Below are 23,615 nucleotides of genomic sequence, written 5' to 3' on the forward strand. Positions count from 1 at the left end.
TATCATTTTCCTGACGACCTTAAAATGATCACACGCAAAATATTCGTGGTAGCTGCGACGCTTCTGTCGTCATTGCTATTTTCCGCTTGCATGGCAACCACATCCGGCCAATCAGCTACGCAACGGATCTCACCCGTCAGCGCTTCGCCTAATGAAACTGGCGTGAGCAGGAGCGACGTAGATGGCCAGCAGGATCAACATGCCGGCGACGCGGAAAAGCATAACCTCGAGATTCTTCGCTTTGTCCGCGGTTTCTAGCCGACAAGGAATGACGGTCACAGCGAGCGTAATGCGTTGCGATCTGGTGACGGGGTGATGTACCCCCAAGCAGAGATTTTAGGAAGGGGCAGCGACGTCTTCGTCCTGCCAATCTCCACGGCGTGCAGCATAGCGAGACCGTATTCAGCGATGGACCGCGTGTTGCGCCTTTCGCCGCTGCGTCGCATCGCGCCATGAAATACCGCAGTGGGTTATGACGTACGTCTCACTACGACTGGCTCCTTCCAAAGGGTGCGGCCAAAAAACGTCAGTGTGCGGTCCCACGCGAGTTGCGCCCAAACCGGATCGTATTGCGTGCCTGATATGCGCCCATCGCCCACGGCGGTTTCATTGGCGAACGCATGATGTGCAAGATAGCGATGGAATTCCGCCGAGACCTCACTGCGGGCGAACCTCTCCTCAAGCACATCCACACCCGCGGCAGGAAAGAATGCATCCTGTGTGGCCCAGTGCGCCTGGATGGGCGCTTTGATGCCAGAAGCGTCCAGGCGATCCAGCGGCGGGAATCCATACCATATAACGCCAGCCGCAAATTCAGGGACAGCGCTGAGGGCAAGAAGCGTCAATGCGCCGCCCATGCAAAACCCGGTCACACCGATATTTCTCGTGTACGTACTCAGGTATTGAACCGCGCCGCGAACGTCCTGAGAGATTGCGTCAGCAAAGTCCAGACTATCCATGTAGTGGTGAGCCTCTTCTTCCTCGACTGTAGACTTTCCTCTGTAGAGGTCGGGCACCAGCGCGATGTAGCCCGCGTGAGACAGACGGTCCGCCACGCCCCGGATCTGAGCGTTAAGCCCCCACCACTCCTGGATCACAACGATTGCCGGCGCGCCTTCCAGCTTCGCCGGATTAGCAAGATAGCCCTCAACGGCTTGACCGTCCGGACGGCAAAAGCTGACCATGGTCCCACGTTGCGCATCGGATTTCCTCCCATAATTTATCGACAGTTCAAGTTAAGCGCGGCTGCCTGCTTATTGCGTGGTCAACCGGCTTTCAGAGTCGCAAAGGGCATCCGTGTACCGCCTATGACCACGGAACCCCGCGCCTGAGAGTTGAAAAACTCGTCTCTTGTCGCTGCGAGGTTTCTCCGTGGCTAGCAGCTATGAGACGATGAACATAAGCGAGCACCGGCTGCTGCATGAAGGTTCTAGTCTTCGCGATCGAGAAAGGCCGTGACATCGGCCACGAAGCGCTTGGGATACTGATACTGCGCCCCATGACTCGAGTCAGGGTACAGAATCAGCTGAGCGTTCGGCAGCTTCTCCTCCAGGGTGAACGAATTCACCGGATAATGAACGATGTCGTGATTGCCGCCCACGATGAGCACAGGCTGCTTGATGTTTTTCAGGTATGCATCCGCATCAGCGTGAGGCGCGCCCCATGCCGCGAACGCCGCTACCTGCGCCGGTGCGACCTTATCATTCACGTCCGGGTCACGATCGCGCGAACGAGCATGAAGGCGATTGAGGAATTCACGTCCCGCAGCGCGACTCGCGTCTGATTGCGTGAAGAACACATCAAGCAGCAGTTGATCGTTGTTTCCGCTGTCCTTCTTGATCATTTCCTGGAACTCTGGCGTAAGCGTGGCCATTCCAGCCCCGCCGCGAGGTCCGCTCCCCACCAACACCAGATGTCGAACAACTTCAGGGCGCTCAACGGCAACTTCCTGTGCTACGAGACTTCCCAGAGAAAATCCGAGAAGATCAGCCCTTTTGACGTTGAGTGCGTGAAGCAGGTCGATAGCATGCCGTGCCATCCCCTCGACGGTGCTGGGAACTTCTCCTTCTGAACTGGCGACGCCGGCGTTGTCGAACAGAATTACCTCTCGATTTTTAGCAAAACCGTCAATGACCGCAGGGTCCCAGTTGTCCATGTTGCCCACAAAGTGCTGGAAAAAGACCAGCGGCACATTGCCGGGTTTTCCGAAACGGCGATAGGCGAGCTTCGTACCGTTTACATCGATAAACCTCGTCGGCGCTGTCTGATGCGTGTAGACGGCGCGCAGATTCTGCCCTTCCCCTGCCGCATTGGATGGCGTAGTTGCGAAAGCGGCAGCTGTAGCAAGTACTAGCACCCCCGCCTTGACCGTCGCGATTTTTATCGGTTTTCTCACTTCAGTACTCCTGAATTCAACACATTAAAAAATATTCTTACTGCGCTCCGAGAACTGGCGTGGTGTTGGGGACGAACGCTGCTTACGCCGGATTCTTGACGGAAGAGCGCTCGTCAACCGTCTGCCGCCAATTGAGCAGCGCGGTGCATTCCTCGGGGACCCGAATGTTTGCAAAACCAGCGAACACGAGTCCCGCCCAAACTGTGATATCCGCCATTGAGAAGGATTCGCCCGCAACGTACGGTTGCGCCGTGAGCACCTTGTCAAAGTAGCGCATCCCGGCAACAGCCTTGTCGCGTGAGCGTTCACCCCATTCTCGGCGGCCCTCCCAATCGGGGCTCTTGTACGCCTGAAGCGCCGGTCCAAGACCCGGCGTCGCATGGTGAAAGTAGATCCCTACCGCATCGATCAGTTCTGACTCAGCCCGCTTCTGCATCATATGAACCAGCGCTTTCTCTTTTGGCGACTTGCCCGTCAGCACCGGATTGCCGTCAAGATTGTCAAGATACTCAGTGATGGCCGTGCACTCCGAGATGTACGTTCCGTCATCCAACTGCAGAACGGGCACAGTCCCGGTGGGGTTGATGGCGAGGAAGGCGGCTTGCTTGTGTTCCGCAGCGGGAAGATCAACTTTGATGAACTCAACCTTGGAAGCAAGATTTTTCTCCGCCAGCACGATCCGGATGCGAAGCGGGTTGGGAAAACCTGGAATGTCGAAAATTTTCATGGTCGGTCTCAAAAGGGTCGTTACCTATCGATAGGTAAGTGAAGCGCACTTTAGCGAGGCGTCCTCCCCGTGTCAACACTTACTTATCGATAGGTATCGTGTTAGAGTCTCCCACATGACAACTGACACCAAACAGCGCATTCTCGGCTCTGCCCGACGCATGGTTCAGGCGCGTGGATACAACGCGCTGAGTTTCCGCGAAATCGCCAAAGAGGTCGGCATCAAGAGCGCAGGCGTGCACCACCACTTTCCGACAAAGGGTGATCTAGGCGCGGCGTTGGCGCGCCAGTACACGGAGGAAGCGGTCACTTTGCTGCATGACCTTCTCGAACGGTTCGATAACGAGCAGCTGACGCTGGAGCGCTATGCGAGCATCTTTCGTTCGGCACTCGTGCAAGACAATCGAATGTGTCTTTGCGGCATCATGGCGGCAGAGCATCATGACCTTCCCGCCGAAGTCCGGGTAGAAGTCGATCACTTCACCGAGGTAAACGTCGACTGGCTTTTTAAGGTTCTGTCTCTCAGAGAGGACGGAAGAGATGCCGAGTCTATTAAGCGCCACGCGCTAGCAATTTTCGCGGCTATTGAAGGCGCGCAACTGGTCGCTCGTGGACGCGGCGACGTGTCGGTCTTCGACGCTACGGTCCAGGCATATCGAAGTACCGGCCTTTTTGCGTAAACAGCGCAGGCGCTGTGACTTTGCGATGCCGATCGGGTGCGGGAAAGTGAACATACCCTGTTCGTAGATTGCCCTCATCATGGCGGACGGCGCCAGCGGGCTTTTGACTACGTATCCGAGGTTCTGACCGTATTGTCGGTGGCGTTCGTTCCGGGCGAGGACCGCTGCGAATCGTGAGTTTCCGCCGGCCAAACGAGATGAACAGTGCGCCTATCGGGAGTGGCTCGAAAATCACTTCGATGACTAGCGCGGAAATGCACGATGTTCGCTCGCGCGGCGAAAGCTGCACTGACTGGGAACGTGTGCGCCGAAAAGCGGATCAGGATACGGAAGCGGCCATGGAAAACCACGCCATCGGCGAAGCCATTGGGCGCAAGCGTGACTGGCCGGTGGGCCGGTGAGCCGAAGGCCGCCATATCGGGCAATCTGCCGGGCTCCGTGGCGGGACAGTATGGACTGCTACCGGAAGTACTTCTGCCGAGGGCGGAGGACGAATTAAAAAGGAAAACGAAGCATTCATTCCAGCGGTACGACCGAGCAACTCAAGGTCCCGCAAGTCCGTGTTCTGTCGCGCTCCGATGGCTTCTGATGTCACGCAAACCGCCGCGACAGAATGGAACCAAGCTAGGTTGCTCCGCGCCCACTGGCCTCAACGCGGTCGACAATCCATGCATCAACGTCGGTCTCTAGCCATGCAACCCTACCACCACCGATTTGCACTGGCCGTGGAAACTTACCTCCGGCCAGATACCGATAGACAGTACTTGTGCCCAGGCCAACACGCAGACGCACCTCGCGAAGGCGAATCAAACTTTGCTTTGCCGGATTCTCCTTCGGGGGCGTAATAGACACGACGCTCGCAGACATCCCCGCGCAGTACTGCGACCAGTGGTCCATCATCTTCGGCGCCTCTCGAGCATGTCACCTCGCTGATACGCACGGCGGGCCTTGTTGCTCGTCTTGTGGGCAATCGCCTTGTCGGCTAGCACTTCGGGATACTCACCATACTCCTCCGCCCAGTCCTGAAATGTCGAACGGAACCCGTGCACCGTGATGTCTGTATATCCCATGCCATCGAGCAGTTCTAACATTGCCATATTCGAAAGCGGAGCGCCCTTTTTGTCGCCCGGAAAGAGGTAGCCATACCTGGCCGTCCGCATAGCTCTCTTCACGAGATCGCAGGCCGTATCACACAAGGGCACGCGGTGAGGAAGGCCCATCTTCATCCGCTCGCTGGGGATCGTCGAAATCTTGTGGCGTAAGTCAAACTCTTCGGGCCGCGCTCGCCGGATCTCATTCGTTCTACAGACGGTCAGGATCACCAGGTGCAACATCGCGGCCGAGCGTGAACCTTGGTCTTCCTTCACCTTAAGCTTTGGTATGAATTCAGGGATGTCGGCCCACGGCAACGTCGGAAAATGCTTCAGGGCGCGCCTGCGCTTTGCCAGCATCTTATCCAGGTGACCACGCCAGCGTGCAGGGTTGTCGCCGTCACGGTGCGCCGCGCCTCTTTACGCGCCTCGATCGGGTCAATCTTGTCCTTCACGAGTGCCCTGCATCGAGCCGCCTCGGTACGCGCTTCTGCAAACGAGACAGTCGTCATCGGCCCAAGCCCCATCTCGCGCGAACGCCCGAATAGTTGAACTGATAGATCCAGGAGCGCGAACCCGAGCCAGAAATCTGGAAATAAAGGCCGCCACCATCGGCGTAGTAACCGCGATCAACCAGCTTCGCTATGCGAAGCTGGCGAGAGCCAATGAGGTTGCCTGGATTGAGATTCCGCCATTTCCCACCCCTACTTTCACCCCAACTTGATGGGTCGATTCTGTCGGTACGAGCCGGAAGCAGCAAAGAAAAAACCCCGGAAGGCGCTTGTGGCGGCCTTCCGGGGTTTAGTCCGGGACATCGTGAAATGTCCCGGAAGGTGCTCCTGGCGGAGACGGAGGGATTCGAACCCTCGATCCAGGTTTTGGCCCAGATGCTCCCTTAGCAGGGGAGTGCCTTCGACCTCTCGGCCACGTCTCCCAAACTTTCGCTCGCGCAGGGAGTCAGCGCGACGAAGCCAAGATAATAGCGGGCCGGACCGCCAAGGTCAATGTCCGACGAACACTTTTTGTGCCAATGTCGTCATTGACGAAGGATTTTTTTCGCCAGGCCACGCATATGTACAACAACGAACGAGGCGCTCCTGCACGCCCCGCCGCTTCTACCAAATCACACCCAGTTACGCCTGATCCAGTTCGAACGCCTTATGCAGCGCGCGCACTGCGAGAGCTCCATATACTTCTCGTCGATCAGCACCGAAATCTTGATTTCGGACGTCGAGATCATCTGGATGTTGATGCCCTCTTCCGACAGCGTGCGGAACATCGTGCTCGCGATGCCCACATGCGAACGCATGCCCACGCCGACCACCGAAACCTTCGACACCTTCGGATCGCCCAGCACCTGCTCGGCCTGCACGTGACCCTTCACCTGGTTCGTGAGAATGTCCATCGCGCGCTGATAATCGCCGCGGCCCACCGTGAACGTGAACGCCGTTTTGCCTTCGACGCTCTGGTTCTGGATGATCATGTCGACGTCGATATTCGCGTCCGCCACCGGGCCGAGAATCTGATACGCGATGCCCGGCTTGTCGGGCACACCCATCACCGCGATGCGAGCTTCGTCGCGCTGGAACGCGATGCCCGAGATGACTGCTTTTTCCATGGTCTCGTCTTCTTCAAAAGTAATCAGGGTGCCCGACTTCATTTCAGCGTCGAGCGGGATGAGCGGATCGGTCAGGCTCGACAGCACGCGCGTCTTCACCTGATATTTGCCGGCGAATTCCACCGAACGGATCTGCAGCACCTTCGAACCCAGGCTTGCCATTTCCAGCATTTCTTCGAACGTCACGCGATCGAGCCGGCGAGCCTCTTCGACCACGCGCGGGTCGGTGGTATAGACACCGTCGACGTCCGTGTAAATCAGGCACTCGTCGGCCTTCAACGCAGCCGCGACCGCGACCGCCGACGTGTCCGAACCGCCGCGGCCAAGCGTCGTGATGTTGCCGTCCGGGTCGATGCCCTGGAAGCCCGTGATCACGACCACCTTGCCCGCGTCGAGATCGCGCAGCACGCGCTCGCCGTCGATGTCGCTAATGCGCGCTTTCGTGAACGCGCTATCCGTTTTGACCGGCACTTGCCAGCCCGCGTAGCTCACCGCGTCGACGCCGGCTTCCTGCAGCGCGATGGCGAGCAGCCCTGAGCTGACCTGCTCGCCGGTCGCGGCGATCATGTCGAGTTCGCGCGGGCTCGGCTGGCTCGTGATCTCTTTCGCGAGGCCGAGCAAGCGGTTGGTTTCGCCGGACATTGCCGACGGCACGACGACCATCTTGTGGCCGGCCTTTTGCCATTTCGCGACGCGCTTGGCGACGTTCTTGATGCGCTCGACCGAGCCCATCGAAGTGCCGCCGTATTTATGTACGATGAGTGCCATTGTCGTTCTGAACTGAAGGAGAAACCGCGCTGGCGCGCTCGCGACGACCGCACAAAAGCACACGGGCGCAACGTCTTGTGAACGGCGGCGGAGTGTATGGCGGCGTAGATGCAGCGCGCGTGCAGCACGCGCGGATTTGCCCGTGATTGATCGCTAATGGCTTACCGGAAAACTCGGATCACGATCGGAAAACCGACAAAAGCGAGGGCAAAAGCGGGTCGGGCAAACAAGTTAACGTACCCGATCAGAGGCAAAAAGACAAGCCGCGAAGGCCGTGGCGACGCGTGCCGCGGCGCTTGCGCGGCGTTCCGTAATGCATATTCGCGCTTTAGCTCGCGCTCAGAATCGCGCCCTATTTGGACGACAACCCGTTCGATGAAGCCAGTGCCCGACCGGCCGGTCAGGCGATCAGCAAGTCCTCGCGCCAGACGATTCGCACGCGCGCTTCGTCGGGCGCTACGTCAGCGTGCAACGCCGCGTGGTTCACGCCGAGCAACGGGACGAACAGCAGTTCGTCGCCGAGAAAAAGCAGCGGCACTTCGCGCTTCCACGCGGGAATGCCGCGCTCCTGGAACAGGTTCTTCAGCGTTCGACTACGCGCGCCCGGCGCGTCGCTCGCGCGCATGCGTTCGCCGCCGCTGCGCGAACGCGCGCGCAGTGGTGCGTGTTGCAGCAGGCTCATCGGAATGGTGTCGTTGAGCGCGGCGTTAATGGCATTGCTGGCATCCGCCGCGTTCACCGCTAAAGCGTCAACCGCTTCAAACACAAACGTCCCGCGCCATTGCGGCAAGCGCCACGTCGCTTGTCCCTGCCACACCAACTCGCTGACCTCGCGCGCCGCAAGCGAAGTTTCGTCGGCAGGATCGCTGCTGTCGCCCGCTTCCCAATACACCAGCCCGCGATAGCTGCGCAGCGCATGACCCGCATGATCGACGCGCAGACGATGCCCGTCACCGCCCTCGCCCACTTCGCGTAGTTGCCGCAGCGCATCGCCAAGACGCGCGCTCGACGCCGCGATGAAGCCCTGCGAGCGCATCCAGTAACGCATCAGATTGAGCGCGCGGTCGTCATCGAGTGCGATGAGCGCGTCATGCGAGAGCGCGTGCCCGTCGTCGCGCGAGACGGCGTCGAGGTCGATGCGCGCAAGCTCATCGAGCAAGCGCTGCGCCGACGCCGCATGCGACGCCGTGCGCGCGAGCGCGTCGCGGAAACCGGGGAAGTGAACGGCCAACGCGGGCGTGACCTGGTGGCGCAGCGCGTTGCGCGCATAGCGCGTGTCCGCATTCGATTCGTCGTCGATCCAGCGCAGTTCGTGCGCACTCGCATAGCGTTCGATCTGTGCGCGCAGCAGATGAAGCAACGGCCGCACGCGCGCCGCCGCGGCGCCCGCAGGCGAAAACTCCGGCGCCATCGCCGCGAGGCCCGCGAGGCCCGCGCCGCGCAACAGTTGTAGCAGCACGGTCTCCGCCTGATCGTCCGCGTGTTGCGCGAGCCATAACCAGCCAATGCCGTGTGCCGCGCACAGTGCGTCCAGCGCGCGATAACGCGCATCGCGCGCCGCGGCCTCCACGCTCACGCCGGCATCGCGCGAAACGTCGACGTAACGCACGACGAACTCGACCTCGCGTTCGCGCGCGAACGCCTCGCAATGCGCGAGCCACGCATCGGCGTTCGGACTCAGGCCGTGATGCACATGAAACGCGATGCAACGCGACGAGCCGGCGACACGCACGGCCGCGTCCAGCAGCACGCTCGAATCGACGCCGCCGCTAAACGCAACGGCAACGCGCGCGCTCGCGGGCAGCGCGGCAAACGCAACGCGGACCGCCTCGAGAACGAGGCGGTCCGCAGGCGATTCGGCAGTGGGAGTCATGTCGCTAGCGCGGTTGCATTAGTCATGCGTCGCGCCGATGGACGAAAGAAAACGCGCGGGCTCAAACGCCCGGCGTCGTTTCCTTGAACTTGCCGTACGACATCAAACGTTCGAAACGGCGTTCGCGCAAGTCGTTGATGCTCATGCCCTGGAACTGACGCAGCGAATCGGCGAGCGCACGGCGCAGCATCGCCGCCATGCCCTTCGGATCGCGATGCGCGCCGCCGAGCGGCTCGTTGACGATCTTGTCGATCAGACCCAGCGCCTTCAGACGATGCGCGGTGAGACCGAGCGCTTCGGCGGCTTCCGGCGCCTTGGCCGCGCTTTTCCACAGAATCGACGCGCAGCCTTCCGGTGAAATCACCGAATAGGTCGAGAATTGCAGCATCAACACGCTGTCGCCGACCGCGATAGCCAACGCGCCGCCCGAACCGCCCTCGCCGATGATCGTCGCGATCAGCGGCGTCTTCAGTTCGGCCATCACGTACAGATTGCGGCCGATTGCTTCCGACTGCCCGCGTTCTTCCGCGCCGATGCCAGGATAGGCGCCGGGCGTGTCGATGAACGTGAAGATCGGCAGGCTGAATTTTTCGGCGAGACGCATCAGACGCTCGGCCTTGCGATAGCCTTCCGGACGCGGCATGCCGAAGTTGCGCAGCGCGCGCTCTTTCGTGTCGCGGCCCTTCTGATGGCCGATCACCATGCAGGCCTGGCCATTGAAACGCGCGAGGCCGCCGACGATCGACAGGTCGTCCGCATAGTGGCGGTCGCCGTGCAACTCGTGGAAATCGGTGAAGAGTTCGTTCACGTAGTCAAACGTGTACGGGCGCTGCGGATGACGGGCGATTTGCGAAACCTGCCACGGCGTGAGGTTCGCGTACAGATCTTTCGTGAGCTGCTGGCTTTTCTTGGACAGCCGCTCGATCTCTTCCGAAATATCGACGGCCGAATCGTCCTGCACGAAGCGCAATTCTTCGATCTTCGCTTCGAGTTCAGCGATCGGCTGTTCGAAATCCAGAAAGGTGGTCTTCATTGGTTTTAATCCTTGGACTTACCGGCAGCGCGTATTCTAACCGCGCTCGCCGATGTCAAAACCACTTCGCAACTATCAAAATCTAACAATTGATAGTTTCGCCAAGCGGCATTGCTTCTTCTGCTTTCAGTAGTCGACCGGCAACGGGTCCAGACTACGCCACATATACCAGGTGGCGACGGTGCGCCACGGCTCCCAGTTCGCCGCGACCTCGCGCGCTTCGCTGCGCGTGACCGGTTCGCCGCTAAAGTAATTCACGCTGATGGCGCGGATCAGACCGAGATCGTCGAGCGGCAGCACATCGGGACGCGACAGGTTGAAGATCAGGAACATCTCCGCGGTCCAGCGGCCGATGCCGCGAATCTGCGTGAGTTCGGCGATCACCGCCTCGTCTTCCATGGACCGCCACTTGCCGACGTGCAATGCACCCGACACGAAATGCTGCGCGAGGTCGAGCACATACTCCGCCTTGCGCCTCGACAAGCCGCATGCCGTGAGCTTTTCCTGACCCAGCTTGATGAACTGCTGCGGCACGAGCTTCGGACAAGCCGCCGCGACCTTGGCCCAGACGGCCTGCGCGGACGCCACCGAAATCTGCTGACCGACCACCGAGCGCGCGAGCGTGACGAACGGATCGCCGCGGCTTAATAGATGCACCGGACCGAACTTCGGAATCAGCTTCTTCAGAATGCGGTCGCGTTTGACGAGGTCGGCGCACGCCTTGTCCCAGTAGTCCGGACGCGTGACTTCGGGCGCAAGCCCGGCGATCTGCACCGGCACCGCGACCTCGCTTGCGCTCGCCGCTTCGCCGCCCGCCGAAGACGACGCGCGCGTCTTGCGCACGATCTCGCCTTCCTGGTTCTCTCGCGTTTTCGCGACGCGCGCGAGCTCCTGCACGTCGCCCGCAAGTTCGGCCGGCAACGCGCCGTTCGCGCTACTCGGCTTCGCACGCGATGCCTTCGCGGACGACGCCTTCGTGCGCCGCGTGGCGGACGAAAGCGACGACGCCGCGGACGAACCCACATGCGCAGGCGCGGACGCGCCGTTCAACGCGCGCTTGACCGCCGTCTTCTTCGAGGCGCCCGCGGCGGTTTTTGCCGCCGCTCCCGCGCCTTTCGACGTTGCTGCCTTCACCGCGCCGCTTGCCGTGCGCGCCGACGTTCGAGTCGACTTGGGCGCGGCTGCCGCGTTTGTTTGAGACGTGGCTCGTTTAGCCGGCGTCTTCGTGGCCGTTGCCATCCTGCCTCCTGCCTGGCGAGTCGTTCAGAGGGAAGTACGAGGTGCGCTCACACGCGCCGCCACTCGGTTAGCCCGCCGGGTTTGTCTTCAAGTGCAACGCCGGCCTCGAGCAATTCCGCCCGGATCCGGTCTGCTGCTGCATAGTCCTTCGCCTGCTTGGCGGCCACGCGCTCGGCGATCTTCGCTTCGATCGCGGCGGGTTCCAGCGCGCCTTCTACCGCGGCGCCCGCTGCCTGCTGCAGGTATGCACGCGGCTCGCGCCCGAGCAGCCCGAGCACCGCGCCGAGCGAGCGCAGTTGACGGGCCAGCGCGGGGTCGCGCGTGCGGTTCACTTCAGTTGCCAGCTCGAACAACACCGACACCGCAACCGGCGTGTTGAAGTCGTCGTTCATGGCTGCCTGGAAACGCTGCGCATGCGCTTCGTTCCAGTCGAGCGCGGCGCCGTCCGGCGTCACGTCTTTCAGCGCCGTGTAAAGGCGGCCGAGGGCGTTGCGGGCGTCGTCGATATGCACGTCGCTGTAGTTCAGCGGCGAACGATAGTGCGCGCGTGCGATGAAAAAACGCACGACCTCGGCATCGTACTGCGCCAATACCTCGCGAATCGTAAAGAAATTATTCAACGACTTCGACATCTTCTCATTGTCGATCTGTACGTAGCCGTTGTGCATCCAGTAATTCACGAACGTTTGACCGGTCGCAGCTTCGCTTTGCGCGATTTCGTTTTCGTGGTGCGGAAACTGCAGGTCCTGTCCGCCGCCATGAATGTCGAAACGTTCGCCGAGCAGCGCGCACCCCATAGCCGAGCATTCGATATGCCAACCAGGACGGCCGCGGCCATACTTCGAGTCCCAGCCCGTGTCGGCGGGTTCGCCCTCTTTTGACTGCTTCCACAACACGAAGTCGAGCGGATCTTCTTTCGCGTCGTTCGCGGCGACGCGCTCGCCCGCACGCAGATCCTCGAGCGACTTGCCGGAGAGCTTGCCGTAGCCCGCGAACTTGCGCACCGCGTAGTTCACGTCGCCGTCGCTCGCCTGATACGCGTAGCCGTTCGTCTCGAGCGTCTCGATCATGCCGAGCATCTGCGGAATGAAGTCGGTGGCGCGCGGCTCGATGTCGGGACGCGCGATGCCGAGCGCGTCCGCATCTTCATGCAACGCATTGATGAAGCGATCGGTCAGCGACTTGATCGTCTCGCCGTTTTCGACGGCGCGGCGAATGATCTTGTCGTCGATGTCCGTGATGTTGCGCACGTACGTGACCTGGTAGCCGAGCGTGCGCAGCCACCGCTGCACGATGTCGAACACGACCATGACACGCGCATGACCGACGTGACAATAGTCGTACACGGTCATCCCGCAGACGTACATCCGCACGACGCCTGCTTGCAGGGGCACGAAAGTTTGCTTGTCACGCGCGAGCGTGTTGTAGATGCGCAGTGATTCCATAGAGAACGGTGCGTGGGCCGAAAGAAATCCGCAATGTGTTTCGTGCGTGCCGCCCCCGAACACGACGGCGGGGACGAATTGTTGCCGACTGTTGCCTATTGCCTGTTACCTGTTCGGACGGGCTCTGATCAGACTTCTTGATGACCAGACTATTGCCCGACGTGAAACACGCACAGCGGCGACTGTTGAAACACGCACAGCAGCAAACCGGTGCACCTGGTGCGGCGGTCAGACTGCTATCAAGGCGGAGACGACCACGAGTGGCGAAAAGACAGCCGGCGGTTCGACGGAACGCGCAGACCTTTTGTTAGAATGGCTCGGAGTATAACACCCAGACCCGAGCCTATGAAACCTTCCAGCGGCCGCGCGCGCAGCGCTGCGACCCTCGCCGCGACGGCGTTTGGCGGCCTTGCCGGCACCCTTGTTCGCGCCTCTATTCGCGGCCCTGTTCGCGCCCCGCTCCGCGCCTCTGTTGGCGCTTCGGTGCGTGGCTCAGTGCACGGCGCTGGCGGCAAGTTCGCGCGCGCCGTCACGCTGCGTGTCGCCGTGGCCGTCGCGCTCGGCATGCTGCCGGGCGCCGCCGCCTTCGCGCAGAAAACGCCTACCATGCCGCAAGGGCCCGCCGTGCGCGACAACACGCCGGAGATCGACGCGTCCATCGCGCAAAAGGACTGGCAAGCCTCGCTGACGCAACTCGATGCTCGCATCGCGTCGAATCCGCGTGACGCGCAGGCGAAGTTCAAGCGCGCCACCGTGCTCGCGCATCTGAACCGCGACGACGAAGCGATCACCGCGTTCACCGAACTCACGCAGTTGTATCCGGAGTTGCCCGAGCCGTACAACAACCTCGCCGCGCTCTACGCCAAGCACGGCCGCTACGCGGAAGCACGCGCGGCGCTCGAAACCGCGACCAAGGTCAACCCCGGTTACGGTCTCGCTTACGAGAACCTGGGCGACCTCTATCTGCGCATGGCCAACGAAGCGTATCGCCGCGCGCAAAGCCTCGGCAAGGCGAACGCCACGACCACGCAGCGCATCGCCGACATCCAGAAGATCGTATCGCCGCCGAAGACCGCGAAAGCGCCGAAACGGGCCGCGGCCGCGCCGCAGGAATACGCGCCCGGCTCCACCGCGAACATGACGCAAACGCCGAGCTTCCAGTACGGCGGACCCAACGGCTCGCTCGCCATGCCGCCTTACATGGCACCCTCGCAATAAGGCCGCCGCCGCGGTCATACGTTTTTTCCAACCCTGAGGATTTTCATGAAATGGTTGATGTTGGCGCTCGGCAGCGCCGCCCTGATCGCGAACGCACCCGCGTTCGCCCAGTCCGGTTCGCAAGCCGCGCATCCGTCCGTCCTCCTCAAGACGTCGGAAGGCGATATTCGCGTCGAGTTGTATCCTGAGAAAGCGCCCAAAACGGTCGCCAACTTTCTCGACTATGTGAAGTCCGGCCAGTACAGCGGCACGATTTTTCATCGCGTGATTCGCGGCTTCATGATCCAGGGCGGCGGCTACACGCAGAGCTTCGCGGAGAAGCCCACGCGCGCGCCGATTCCGCTCGAAAGCCGTAACGGTCTGAAGAACACGATGGGCACGCTCGCGATGGCGCGCACCAGCGACCCGAACTCCGCGACCGCGCAATTCTTCATCAACACGGTGGACAACGCGGGCCTCGACTATCCGAATCCGGACGGCAACGGCTATGCGGTGTTCGGCAAGGTCACGAGCGGCATGGACGTCGTCAAAAAGATCGAAGCCGCGCCGACCACCACGCGCGGTCCGATGGGCGACGTGCCGCAAAAGCCGATCGTGATCGAATCGGCTACCGTGGTCGGCGGCAAGTAACGGAACAACCCAGAGCAACACGGAACAACACTGAACATCACGCACGCGTAGAAGCGTCGAACTCACGCCCCGCGCGGCCCGCCGTCAAACGCATCGACGCGCACAGATTGCACAGCGCACGACGGCTCGCCGCGTCTTTTCCACCCACCCCGTTCATCAAAGGATTCCATCATGGTTGAACTGCATACGAACCACGGCGTCATCAAACTGGAACTGGACGCCGAGAAAGCGCCGAAGTCGGTTGAGAACTTCCTCAACTACGTGAAGGCCGGCCACTACGACAACACGGTGTTTCACCGCGTGATCGACGGCTTCATGATTCAGGGCGGCGGCTTCGAACCCGGCATGAAGCAGAAGCCGACGGCCGAGCCGATCAACAACGAAGCGAACAACGGTCTGAAGAACGTGAACGGCTCGATCGCGATGGCTCGCACGAACGACCCGCATTCGGCGACCGCGCAATTCTTCATCAACGTGAACGACAACGACTTCCTGAACCACTCGTCGCCGACGCCGCAAGGCTGGGGCTATGCGGTGTTCGGCAAGGTGGTCGAAGGCATGGACATCGTCGAGAAGATCAAGAAGGTCAAGACGGGCTCGAAGGGCTTTCATCAGGACGTGCCGGTCGACGACGTCGTGATCGAAAAAGCCGTGGTCGTCGACTGATTGCGGACGCGCCTTAACTAGAAAAACTGCGATACAGGCACCTTCAATGCTGCAAGAAAAGCCGCTGCGAAGCGTCGCCGCGGGCGTGCCTGGCGAGGGCAAACGCCCGCACGCCGCACGCCCGTTTTTGTTCCTCTCCGACATTCATTTGAGCGAGGCGATCCCGCGCACGGTCGCCGCGTTCGAACACTTCATTCGCGTCAACGCCGACCAGGCCGACTCGGTCTTTATTCTCGGCGATCTGTTCGAGTACTGGATCGGCGACGACATGCTCGCCGAGCCGTTCGTCGCGCGGATGGCCGCGCTGTTGCACACGCTGACCGAGCGCGGCATTGCGCTCTACATCATGCACGGCAATCGCGACTTTCTGCTCGGCAAGCGTTTCATGAAAGCGGCCGGCGCGATCTGGCTGCCCGACCCGTTCGTGATCACCGCATTCGGCACGCGCATTGCGGTCGCGCATGGCGACCGTCTGTGCACCGCGGACCGCGGTTATCAACTGTTTCGCGGATTCGCGCGCAACCGCCTTGCGCAGATGCTGTTTCTCGCGTCGCCCTTTTCGTGGCGTCAGGCGCTCGCGGAAAACATGCGGGCGAAGAGCGAGGGCGGCCGCATGCGTCCCGTTTCACTCAAATACGACGTGACGCCCAAAGGCGTCGCCGCATTGTTCAAGTGGTCGAAAGCGGCGACGATGATTCACGGGCACACGCACCGCCCCGCGCGTCATCGCGAGCCGGGCGGCATACGCTGGGTGCTGCCCGACTGGGATCTCGATCATGGCGAGCGACGCGGCGGTTATTTGCGCGTCGATTCGGAAGGGATTCGGGCGTTACCGCTCGATTGAGAGTGGTGGTGAGAGGTGGTGCGTTGCGCGGCGTGATGAGGTGGCGTTTCACCCGCGGCGTGACGAGGCGATGCGCCGCCACGGCGGCATGAAAAGGTCGTGTCTTATGCGTAGCAGCGAGACCACGCTGCGCCCCGCCTCCGGCCGCATGATGATGTGCTGTGCCGCCGACGGTGGCATGAAGAGGCGGTGCCGCGCTCACGGCCCCGCGCATCTTCAAGCCTTCAACGCGCGGCCACCGTCCCCTCCACCTTGCCCGCGATCGCCGCGGACAAACGGCGTAAATCGAGCAGCGCGGCATCGGCGCCTTGCAGGCCTTCCAGGCTCGTGCCCAGATGCTCGAGCGCCACGACGATTTCATCGATGCGCTTCGCTTGCGTCGCGGCATGATCGATCAGCCCGTGAATGGCGAGCGATACGGGATCGTCTGCATTCGGCGTGATGCCGTACGCGCAGAAATCGCTGCGCCTGGCGGCTAGCTTGCCGCGTTCATCCTCACGCGTTACGCCATTCGACGCAGCAGCGCCGTTCGCCGTGGCATCCGACGCTGCGCTCGCGCGGCCATTGACCGGCATGCCAACAGCGGCAGCCTTCGCCACGACAGATGCAGCGGCAGCCGCCGCCGGCACGATGATTCGCGCCGGATTGCCGACCGCCGTCCCGCCGGCGGGCACAGGCTTCGTCACCACCGCATTCGAGCCGATCTTCGCGTCCGCGCCGATCGTGAACCCTCCGAGCACCTTTGCGCCCGCGCCCACGATCACGCCGCGCTCCAGCGTCGGATGCCGTTTCGCGCCGCGTGTGAGCGACGTGCCGCCGAGCGTGACGCCCTGATAGATCGTGCAATCGTCGCCGATCTGCGCGGTCTCGCCGATCACCACGCCCATGCCGTGATCGATGAAGACTCGCCGTCCAACCGTCGCACCCGGATGGATCTCGATGCCCGTCATGAAGCGCGCCATCTGCGAAACGAAACGCGCGAGCCAACGGCGCCGCGCACGCCAGCACGCATGCGCGAACCGGTGCAGCACCAGCGCGTGCAAGCCTGGATAACACGTGAGCACTTCCCAGGCACTGCGGGCGGCGGGATCGCGCTCGCGGATAGTGGCAATGTCTTCGCGAAGTCTCGTGAACATGGCAGGGACTATGTTATGTGGGGGAAGCCGCGCGCGAAACGTCATGCGCGCGTGCACGGCTGCCGCATAGCAGATCGGCAGCTTTGCTTAGAAGGTTTCGAGGATTGTAGGACGGTTCGCGCAAACCTGCCGCAAGTCCATGTAGCGCAAAAGGTCGTCGTGCTAGTCGGTGGCCGCCAGCACGGCCGCTGATTGCTTGCTCATTGGCCGCTCATTGCTCGCTTATTGCTCGCTCATTGCTCGCTCATTGGCCCTTCATTCCCCGCGCCGCGCGCTAGCGTGCGCTGTCGTCCTTGCGGCCGGTTTTCAGCAGGATGTGCTTCGCAATCCCGCGCACGATGTTCACCTCCTCGCGCTCGAGACCGGAACGCGCGAAGAGCCGCCGCAAGCGCGACATCAGCTTCTTCGGATTCGCGGGATCGAGAAACTCGAGTGCGACGAGCGCGCTTTCGAGATGCGCAAACATGCTTTCGATTTCATCGCTCGCGGCACGCGGACCTGCAGGCTCGGCCGATGCAGCGGCGCCGGTCGATGGAGCCGATGCAGCCGACCCAGTCGACGCTTGCGGCGCGCGGCTCGCCGATGCGTTGACCTCCGCACCGCTCGTCAGATAGATCATGCGCAACTCATACGCGAGGACCTGCACGGCCTGAGCGAGATTCAGGGAACTGTAGGCGGGATTCGCGGGAATATGCGCGAGCGCGCTGCATCGCTCGACGTCTTCATTCGACAAGCCCGTGCGCTCGTTGCCGAACACGAGCGCGATCTCGCCGTGCAACGCTTCGTCGCGTGCGAGGCTTGCGGCTGCGCGAGGCGTCCATTGCGGCGGGCCGTACTCGCGCTGCCGCGCGGTCAACGCGATCGACCAGTGCACGCCGGAGAGCGCATCGGCAAGCGTCGGCACGACGTGCGCGGAGGCGAGCACGTCATCGGCGCCGCTTGCCATCGCTATCGCCTCCGGATCGCTCTGCACATGAGGCACGCGCGGCGACACGAGCACGAGCCGCGAGAAACCCATGGTTTTCAGCGCGCGCGCCGCGGCTCCGACGTTGCCCGGATGGCTCGGCTCGACGAGCACGAAGCGCGTCGACGTGAAGCCGCCGCGCAAGTCTGCCACGGCGGGATCGGAAGAATGGTGGGTGTGGTCCACGATGAAAGCCTGCGAGTCGGAGAACGCGTATGGTAGCGCCAACGCGCGAAGCCGCCGAACGGCGTGTGTGTGGGCGGGCGGGATCGAGGCTGCAAATGCGTCGTCAAGCGCGGCTGGAAGGCTGCGCGCCGGCGCGTGGGCAAGCGCGGTTGCAAGCAGTTCGAACGCGTCTCCAAGTGCGTGTGCAAGCGCGGCTGCGCGCCCGTGAGCGAGCGCCGCCGCAAGCAGTTGGAGCGCGTCTCCGAGCACGTGCACGAGCACGGCTGGGAGCGCATGTGCAAGCGCGGTTGCAAGCCGCTCAAGCGCGTCTCCAAGCGCGGGTTCGAGCGCGGCTGGAAGACCGTGCGCGAGCAGCTCACGCGCGCGCGAAACCGCGGCTCAAGCCCGTGCGCAAGCGGGTTGCAAGAGGCTCGAGCGCGTCTCCGACCGCCTCTTCAACATCACATTCAAATCCGCATGCAAGCGCCCACGCACGCCCACCAGCGCCCTCCCCAACCCGAACCCTGCCGCGCCTGGCAGACTCGGGTAAAATACCGGAATTCGCGTCCGGCCTGCGCCACGCCGATCTGCATACCGCACCAGTTCAAAGCAGTGCACGCAGTCAGGCAGAGCTATCAGCCAGAACCCGGCGCCTCGTTCTTATTCAATTCGTCTCCGTTGGCGGAATGCACGCCGGTCCTGTACCGGGTGAGCGTTCCGTGCTGTTTCCGCGCCTCATCGAGGGCGCCCATTAGCGCGCGCGTCGCGCTTATTTACCGGCAAGCAGCCGTGCTGCCCCGGCACAAGGATCCGTCCATGCATCCCATGCTCAACATCGCTGTGAAGGCCGCGCGCCGCGCAGCCCAGATCATCAACCGCGCGTCGCTCGATCTCGATCTGATCCAGGTCAGCAAGAAACAGCACAATGATTTCGTCACGGAGATCGACAAAGCGTCCGAAGCCGCGATCATCGACACGCTGAAGACCGCTTATCCCGATCACGCTATCCTCGCCGAAGAATCCGGCAAGTCGGACAACGAGTCCGAGTACCAGTGGATCATCGATCCGCTCGACGGCACCACCAATTTCATTCACGGCTTTCCGTACTACTGCGTGTCGATTGCGCTGGCCCACAAGGGCATCGTGACGCAGGCCGTCGTGTACGACCCGACCCGCAATGACCTCTTCACCGCCTCGCGCGGCCGCGGCGCGTTCCTGAACGACCGCCGCATTCGCGTCGGAAGGCGCGATCGTCTCGCGGACGGCCTGATCGGCACCGGCTTCCCGTTCCGCGAAACCGATGGTCTCGAAGCATATGGCCGCCAGTTCGCCGAAATGACGCAAGCCTGCGCGGGCCTGCGCCGTCCCGGCGCGGCCGCGCTCGATCTGGCAAACGTGGCCGCGGGCCGCATGGACGGCTTCTTCGAGCAAGGCCTGAACCCGTGGGACGTCGCCGCGGGCAGCCTGCTGATTACCGAAGCGGGCGGTCTGGTGGGCAACTACACCGGCGACTCGGACTTCCTGCACGTCGGCGAAGTCGTCGCCGGCAATCCGAAGATTTACGCGCAGATGGTGCCGATCCTCTCGCGTTACAGCCGCACGCGTCAGCAAGCGGCTTGAGTTGCGCGGCGGGCTGGCGGGTCGATCCGCAGCCCGAGTGTAGCGGGCGCATGCGCGAGCCGTTACCGAGCGAGAAGCGCGTGAGTTGCGCGGCACGCGCTTCCGCGTCGTAGCGCCCGAAGCTCCAGGCGAGCACAACGCGACGCCACGGGTAAGCCGCGCACTGCGCGCCGGCAATCACGACGAGCACTCGACACACAGACCCACTCAACAAGCGGCTTCGGCCGCTTTTTCATTAGCGCGCCTGCATCGTGCGAGCGTTCGTGCTACAAAGCGGGAAGCCGCGCCGGCCTACGCTTTTCGCCGGCTGCATTCCGCGTCCCACGCTGCGCCCGCCTGCGCGTTGTGTGCGCAGCGATCCGCGCTCGCATCCGTGCGTCGTTCCTGCGTCCTTCGCGCCTCGCCTCGCGCGCCGCTTCCCATCCGCTTCATGAAAAAAGGCTTCTACACGATCATCGCGGCGCAGTTCATTTCGTCGCTTGCCGACAATGCCCTGCTGATCGCCGCCATCGCATTGTTATCGGTGATCCGCTCGGCTGCGTGGGTCACGCCCTTGCTGCAGATCTTCTTCACTGTCTCGTACGTGCTGCTCGCGCCATTCGTGGGCGCGTTCGCGGACGCCATGCAAAAGCGCCACGTGATGTTCATCTCCAATGCTCTCAAGGCGAGCGGCTGCATGATGATGATTGCAGGCGTGCATCCGATGATCGCCTACGGCGTGGTCGGCTTTGGCGCGGCCGCGTATTCGCCGGCGAAATACGGCATTCTCACCGAGTTGCTGCCCGCCGAAAAACTCGTCAAGGCCAACGCATGGCTCGAATCGGCGACAGTGCTCTCGACGATCGTCGGCACCATGGTGGGCGGCGCGCTCATCAGCACATTCGCCGATAAATTCGTCGCGCGCGCGCATCTGCCGCTGATCGGCTCGTCGGCGGATCTGGCGATGTTCGCGGTCATGCTCACGTACGCGATCGCCGCCGCCATCAACATCTTCATTCCCGACACCGGCGCGCGCTATCCGAATCGCCTGACCGAGCCGACGAAGCTCGTCGGCGACTTCTATCATTGCTTTAACGTGCTGTGGGCCGACAAGCTCGCGCAGATCGCGCTGTGGGTCACGACGCTGATGTGGGGCGGCGCCGTCACGCTGCAATTGCTGGTGCTGAAATGGGCCAACGTGAACCTCGGCCTGTCGCTCTCGAAGGCCGCGGTCATGCAAGGCGTGACCGGGCTCGGCATCGCTGTCGGCGCCGCGGCGGCGGCCGCGCTGATTCCGCTGCGCCGCTCGCTGACCGTGCTGCCGGTCGGCATCGTCACCGGCGCGGTCGCCATTGCGATGGCCTTCTACAACAAGAACCTTTTCCCCGCGGGCGCGGGCATCCACATCGGCTCATATGTCGTGCCGGTCTACATCCTGCTCGCGTATCCGCTGATGATCCTGCTCGGCGCGTTGTCCGGCTTTTTCATCGTGCCGATGAACGCGATTCTTCAGCATCGCGGCGCGACCCTGCTGTCGGCCGGACACTCGATCGCGGTGCAGAACTTCAACCAGAATCTCGCAGTGCTGCTGATGCTCGGCGCGTACGCGCTGCTGCTCACGGCGAAGATGCCGGCGCAATGGATCATCGTCGTGTTCGGCGTTTTTATTACGTTCATGATGTGGCTCGCAAAGCGGCGGAGTGCGGCGAACGAACGGTCTGCGAATATGCATGCGCTGCTGGAGGAATGAGGGTGGCGTGACGTCGAATACCCGCATATCGAGATAGCCTCTGCTCTTGCCGTGGGAAACTGGGGTCAGCAAATCCCCAAGACCCGACAGCGAGAAAGAGCTCGATGGCGAAGTGCGAAAACCACCGTTGTCCGGTCTGTTACCCGAACTGGAGAGACGAGGAAGCGGCCGCAAAAAAGCAGTCGGAAGATGACCAGCAAGACTGCATCAACTGTTGGCGCTTCTACCAGAAAAAAGCGGAGGCCCTCGTTGCCATCGACGATCCCATCGCCCGCAATCGACGCATCAACGCCGCGTATGCGCAGTTGTGGCTAGACGATCACCGGTTCCAGTGGGCGGGGCTCGCGGCGTTTGCATCCAAACAGGTCGGGTGCGGCTTGCTCAACGCTGCGGAACTGATCGGCAAGTCAAATCGGGAGCGTAACGCTTACCAACAATGGGAAAGACAAAGCTCTCCGCTCGAACGGATCGCACCGTACGGATCGCCGCGCATGCCGATCCCGGATCAGGTGAACGGTACGGGCGCAGAAAAGGTATATCAGATGCTCGCAAAGGGAAACACGGCGCTATTTCTCGACGTCTGGCCTCTGCACATGTTTTACAGGAAGTTCGGGCTGCAGCGATTTCAGAAATGCCTGACCGAGCGCTCGGGTCTCCGCGGGTCGGTTATCTGGCCGATCGCAGACCGTGTTCTCTTCGCGGAAAGCAAACCCGAGGTGTTACTCGCGTTCCGGGCAATCGATGCAGGCAACCTCGCGGAGGGCGTCAGGCTGCTTGCCCGTCACGAACAGATCAATATCCTGCAACCGGCCATGTACACCGATCCGGCGTTCGCGGTGCTGATGCGCGCCAACCAGTTCGCGTGGGCGTGGCACATTCCGACCGGTTCCGCGCGCGAGATCCAGTTGGCATTTGCGAACCAATGCACACTGGCAGCAACCAGCGCGAAGAACGAACGTTTCAGCAACCAGGCTCTCGCCAACATCGCAGATCCCGATCAGCGCATGGCGTTCGTTATCCGCGCAGCCCAGCGGTTCGACGAGTTGTTACGCGACCCGATCGAAAAGCACTCGGTCGAAAACTCGCTGTATCTCATTGCGCACCCGAGGTGATCATGGTGCGCGGAACAATCAGGTGGTTCGGGTACGCGGCGTGCGCGCTGTTCGGCTCCGCTGTCGTTTGGGGCATATACGCGATGACAAGACCCGTCGACGAAGTCGTGCTGACGCTTGGTGAGTCTTATGAACACGTGCGGCAGCACTCGCGATCGACGCTGCCGGCTGCAACCGACGAGAAGTCCATCAACCTTTACGTAACGCGCCCCGCAATCTTCCGCTTCAGCGATTCGCAGTTCGGCTTCGTTACGCCGCCTGCCAGGTTCCTGAGTCTTTATGCGGATCAGCTTGGCAATGTGTCGCTTGTTACCCTATCGCCACAAATCGAAACACTGCCGCTTGACGCGTCGATCGCTATTCTCACGGACCTGCAAAAGCAGTTCCAGCGGGGGGGCTGGAAACCGTTCCAGTCTCGCGACAACCGCCCTATCGAAGACACTCAGGCAGCCCGAAATGCGATCCGGGCATGCACCGCCCCCACAACGCGCTGGCAAGCCGGTAACAAATATCAGGTTTCAGTCAATATCCGGTGCTTCGGCAGCAGAGGCCATCCAAACGACGAGCGCTATGTGATCACCTTGGACTTGAGTCCACCAGTGTTTGAAGATTCGCCTGCTCGTTGAACGAACGCTCTGCCAACAGCCACGCCATTCCCTAGCC

The 23,615-nt window shown here is 61.9% G+C and carries 22 protein-coding genes, 1 tRNA gene and 2 pseudogenes; 10 read left to right on the forward strand and 15 right to left on the reverse strand.

Features of this window, described 5'->3' with window-relative positions; all coding sequences use genetic code 11:
* Positions 1–470 precede the first annotated feature (470 nt).
* The 3 genes from ABIE53_RS13215 to ABIE53_RS13225 all read right to left on the reverse strand — a co-directional run bounded on the left by ABIE53_RS13215 (position 471) and on the right by ABIE53_RS13225 (position 3,122).
* On the reverse strand, positions 471–1,184 hold the full coding sequence (locus tag ABIE53_RS13215; RefSeq protein ID WP_044021824.1) for a dienelactone hydrolase family protein: 714 nt from the start codon (positions 1,182–1,184) through the stop codon (positions 471–473).
* 245 nt (positions 1,185–1,429) lie between these two features.
* Positions 1,430–2,395 (reverse strand): alpha/beta fold hydrolase, encoded by a 966-nt coding sequence (locus tag ABIE53_RS13220; RefSeq protein ID WP_006051397.1) that lies wholly within the window; start codon positions 2,393–2,395, stop codon positions 1,430–1,432.
* A gap of 82 nt (positions 2,396–2,477) precedes the next feature.
* Complete coding sequence (locus ABIE53_RS13225; protein ID WP_053858345.1) at positions 2,478–3,122, reverse strand: glutathione S-transferase; 645 nt, start codon at positions 3,120–3,122, stop codon at positions 2,478–2,480.
* 115 nt (positions 3,123–3,237) lie between these two features.
* Between ABIE53_RS13225 and ABIE53_RS13230 the strand changes: the two genes are divergently transcribed.
* Positions 3,238–3,801 carry a TetR/AcrR family transcriptional regulator gene (locus tag ABIE53_RS13230; protein WP_006051394.1) on the forward strand — a complete coding sequence of 188 codons (564 nt, stop codon included), beginning with the start codon at positions 3,238–3,240 and terminating at the stop codon, positions 3,799–3,801.
* Positions 3,802–4,040: 239 nt separating this feature from the next.
* Positions 4,041–4,202, forward strand: a complete 162-nt coding sequence (locus ABIE53_RS13235; RefSeq protein ID WP_165939632.1) for a hypothetical protein — start codon at positions 4,041–4,043, stop codon at positions 4,200–4,202.
* A gap of 223 nt (positions 4,203–4,425) precedes the next feature.
* On the opposite strand, the gene ABIE53_RS13240 is transcribed toward ABIE53_RS13235, so the two are convergent.
* From ABIE53_RS13240 to cysS, 10 genes and pseudogenes are all read right to left on the reverse strand, one after another.
* Positions 4,426–4,701: a helix-turn-helix transcriptional regulator gene (locus tag ABIE53_RS13240; RefSeq protein WP_310399526.1), complete on the reverse strand. Its 276-nt coding sequence runs from the start codon at positions 4,699–4,701 to the stop codon at positions 4,426–4,428.
* On the reverse strand, positions 4,698–5,252 hold the full coding sequence (locus ABIE53_RS13245; protein WP_308810907.1) for a tyrosine-type recombinase/integrase: 555 nt from the start codon (positions 5,250–5,252) through the stop codon (positions 4,698–4,700). Before ABIE53_RS13245 ends, ABIE53_RS13240 begins: the two co-directional genes overlap by 4 nt.
* On the reverse strand, positions 5,225–5,347 hold the full coding sequence (locus tag ABIE53_RS13250; RefSeq protein ID WP_308810912.1) for a hypothetical protein: 123 nt from the start codon (positions 5,345–5,347) through the stop codon (positions 5,225–5,227). The genes ABIE53_RS13245 and ABIE53_RS13250 overlap by 28 nt, the downstream gene beginning before the upstream one ends.
* 18 nt (positions 5,348–5,365) lie before the next feature.
* Positions 5,366–5,419: pseudogene (locus ABIE53_RS13255) on the reverse strand (hypothetical protein); the annotation flags it as partial.
* Between the two features lie 313 nt (positions 5,420–5,732).
* Positions 5,733–5,826 (reverse strand) — tRNA-Ser (locus ABIE53_RS13260).
* A gap of 199 nt (positions 5,827–6,025) precedes the next feature.
* Positions 6,026–7,278: pseudogene (locus ABIE53_RS13265) on the reverse strand (aspartate kinase).
* 400 nt (positions 7,279–7,678) lie between these two features.
* Positions 7,679–9,151 (reverse strand): tRNA lysidine(34) synthetase TilS, encoded by a 1,473-nt coding sequence (tilS, locus tag ABIE53_RS13270; protein WP_114156221.1) that lies wholly within the window; start codon positions 9,149–9,151, stop codon positions 7,679–7,681.
* A 61-nt stretch (positions 9,152–9,212) separates the two neighbouring features.
* Complete coding sequence (locus ABIE53_RS13275) at positions 9,213–10,184, reverse strand: acetyl-CoA carboxylase carboxyltransferase subunit alpha (RefSeq protein WP_006051481.1); 972 nt, start codon at positions 10,182–10,184, stop codon at positions 9,213–9,215.
* Positions 10,185–10,310: 126 nt separating this feature from the next.
* Entirely contained in the window at positions 10,311–11,423 is a 1,113-nt protein-coding gene (locus ABIE53_RS13280; protein WP_107706581.1) for a DNA-3-methyladenine glycosylase family protein, read from the reverse strand.
* A gap of 47 nt (positions 11,424–11,470) precedes the next feature.
* Complete coding sequence (cysS, locus tag ABIE53_RS13285) at positions 11,471–12,868, reverse strand: cysteine--tRNA ligase (protein WP_114156222.1); 1,398 nt, start codon at positions 12,866–12,868, stop codon at positions 11,471–11,473.
* 345 nt (positions 12,869–13,213) lie between these two features.
* On the opposite strand from cysS, the gene ABIE53_RS13290 reads away from it, so the two are divergent.
* The 4 genes from ABIE53_RS13290 (at position 13,214) to ABIE53_RS13305 (ending at position 16,226) form a co-directional block, all read left to right on the forward strand.
* Positions 13,214–14,086 carry a tetratricopeptide repeat protein gene (locus ABIE53_RS13290; protein ID WP_114156223.1) on the forward strand — a complete coding sequence of 291 codons (873 nt, stop codon included), beginning with the start codon at positions 13,214–13,216 and terminating at the stop codon, positions 14,084–14,086.
* Between the two features lie 45 nt (positions 14,087–14,131).
* Complete coding sequence (locus tag ABIE53_RS13295; RefSeq protein ID WP_006051476.1) at positions 14,132–14,716, forward strand: peptidylprolyl isomerase; 585 nt, start codon at positions 14,132–14,134, stop codon at positions 14,714–14,716.
* Between the two features lie 171 nt (positions 14,717–14,887).
* Complete coding sequence (locus tag ABIE53_RS13300; RefSeq protein WP_006051475.1) at positions 14,888–15,382, forward strand: peptidylprolyl isomerase; 495 nt, start codon at positions 14,888–14,890, stop codon at positions 15,380–15,382.
* Between the two features lie 46 nt (positions 15,383–15,428).
* Positions 15,429–16,226 carry a UDP-2,3-diacylglucosamine diphosphatase gene (locus ABIE53_RS13305; protein ID WP_006051474.1) on the forward strand — a complete coding sequence of 266 codons (798 nt, stop codon included), beginning with the start codon at positions 15,429–15,431 and terminating at the stop codon, positions 16,224–16,226.
* Between the two features lie 224 nt (positions 16,227–16,450).
* On the opposite strand, the gene cysE is transcribed toward ABIE53_RS13305, so the two are convergent.
* Together cysE and ABIE53_RS13315 are read right to left on the reverse strand one after the other, a co-directional pair.
* The gene (cysE, locus tag ABIE53_RS13310) at positions 16,451–17,362 is read right to left on the reverse strand and encodes a serine O-acetyltransferase (protein ID WP_114156224.1); all 912 of its coding nucleotides are present in this window, start codon (positions 17,360–17,362) and stop codon (positions 16,451–16,453) included.
* A 274-nt stretch (positions 17,363–17,636) separates the two neighbouring features.
* Positions 17,637–18,512: an RNA methyltransferase gene (locus ABIE53_RS13315; protein WP_029970736.1), complete on the reverse strand. Its 876-nt coding sequence runs from the start codon at positions 18,510–18,512 to the stop codon at positions 17,637–17,639.
* 795 nt (positions 18,513–19,307) lie between these two features.
* On the opposite strand from ABIE53_RS13315, the gene ABIE53_RS13320 reads away from it, so the two are divergent.
* From ABIE53_RS13320 to ABIE53_RS13335, 4 genes are all read left to right on the forward strand, one after another.
* Positions 19,308–20,111, forward strand: coding sequence for an inositol monophosphatase family protein (locus ABIE53_RS13320; RefSeq protein ID WP_029970735.1), 804 nt, complete (start codon positions 19,308–19,310; stop codon positions 20,109–20,111).
* 430 nt (positions 20,112–20,541) lie between these two features.
* Positions 20,542–21,840 carry a lysophospholipid transporter LplT gene (gene lplT, locus ABIE53_RS13325; RefSeq protein ID WP_114156225.1) on the forward strand — a complete coding sequence of 433 codons (1,299 nt, stop codon included), beginning with the start codon at positions 20,542–20,544 and terminating at the stop codon, positions 21,838–21,840.
* Between the two features lie 104 nt (positions 21,841–21,944).
* Positions 21,945–22,952, forward strand: coding sequence for a DUF2515 family protein (locus ABIE53_RS13330; protein WP_006051469.1), 1,008 nt, complete (start codon positions 21,945–21,947; stop codon positions 22,950–22,952).
* A 2-nt stretch (positions 22,953–22,954) separates the two neighbouring features.
* Positions 22,955–23,578: a flagellar biosynthesis sigma factor gene (locus ABIE53_RS13335; protein WP_114156226.1), complete on the forward strand. Its 624-nt coding sequence runs from the start codon at positions 22,955–22,957 to the stop codon at positions 23,576–23,578.
* Positions 23,579–23,615 lie beyond the last annotated feature (37 nt).

This window comes from Paraburkholderia sp. OAS925, from assembly GCF_040543975.1.
In the GTDB taxonomy this organism is placed as follows: domain Bacteria; phylum Pseudomonadota; class Gammaproteobacteria; order Burkholderiales; family Burkholderiaceae; genus Paraburkholderia; species Paraburkholderia graminis.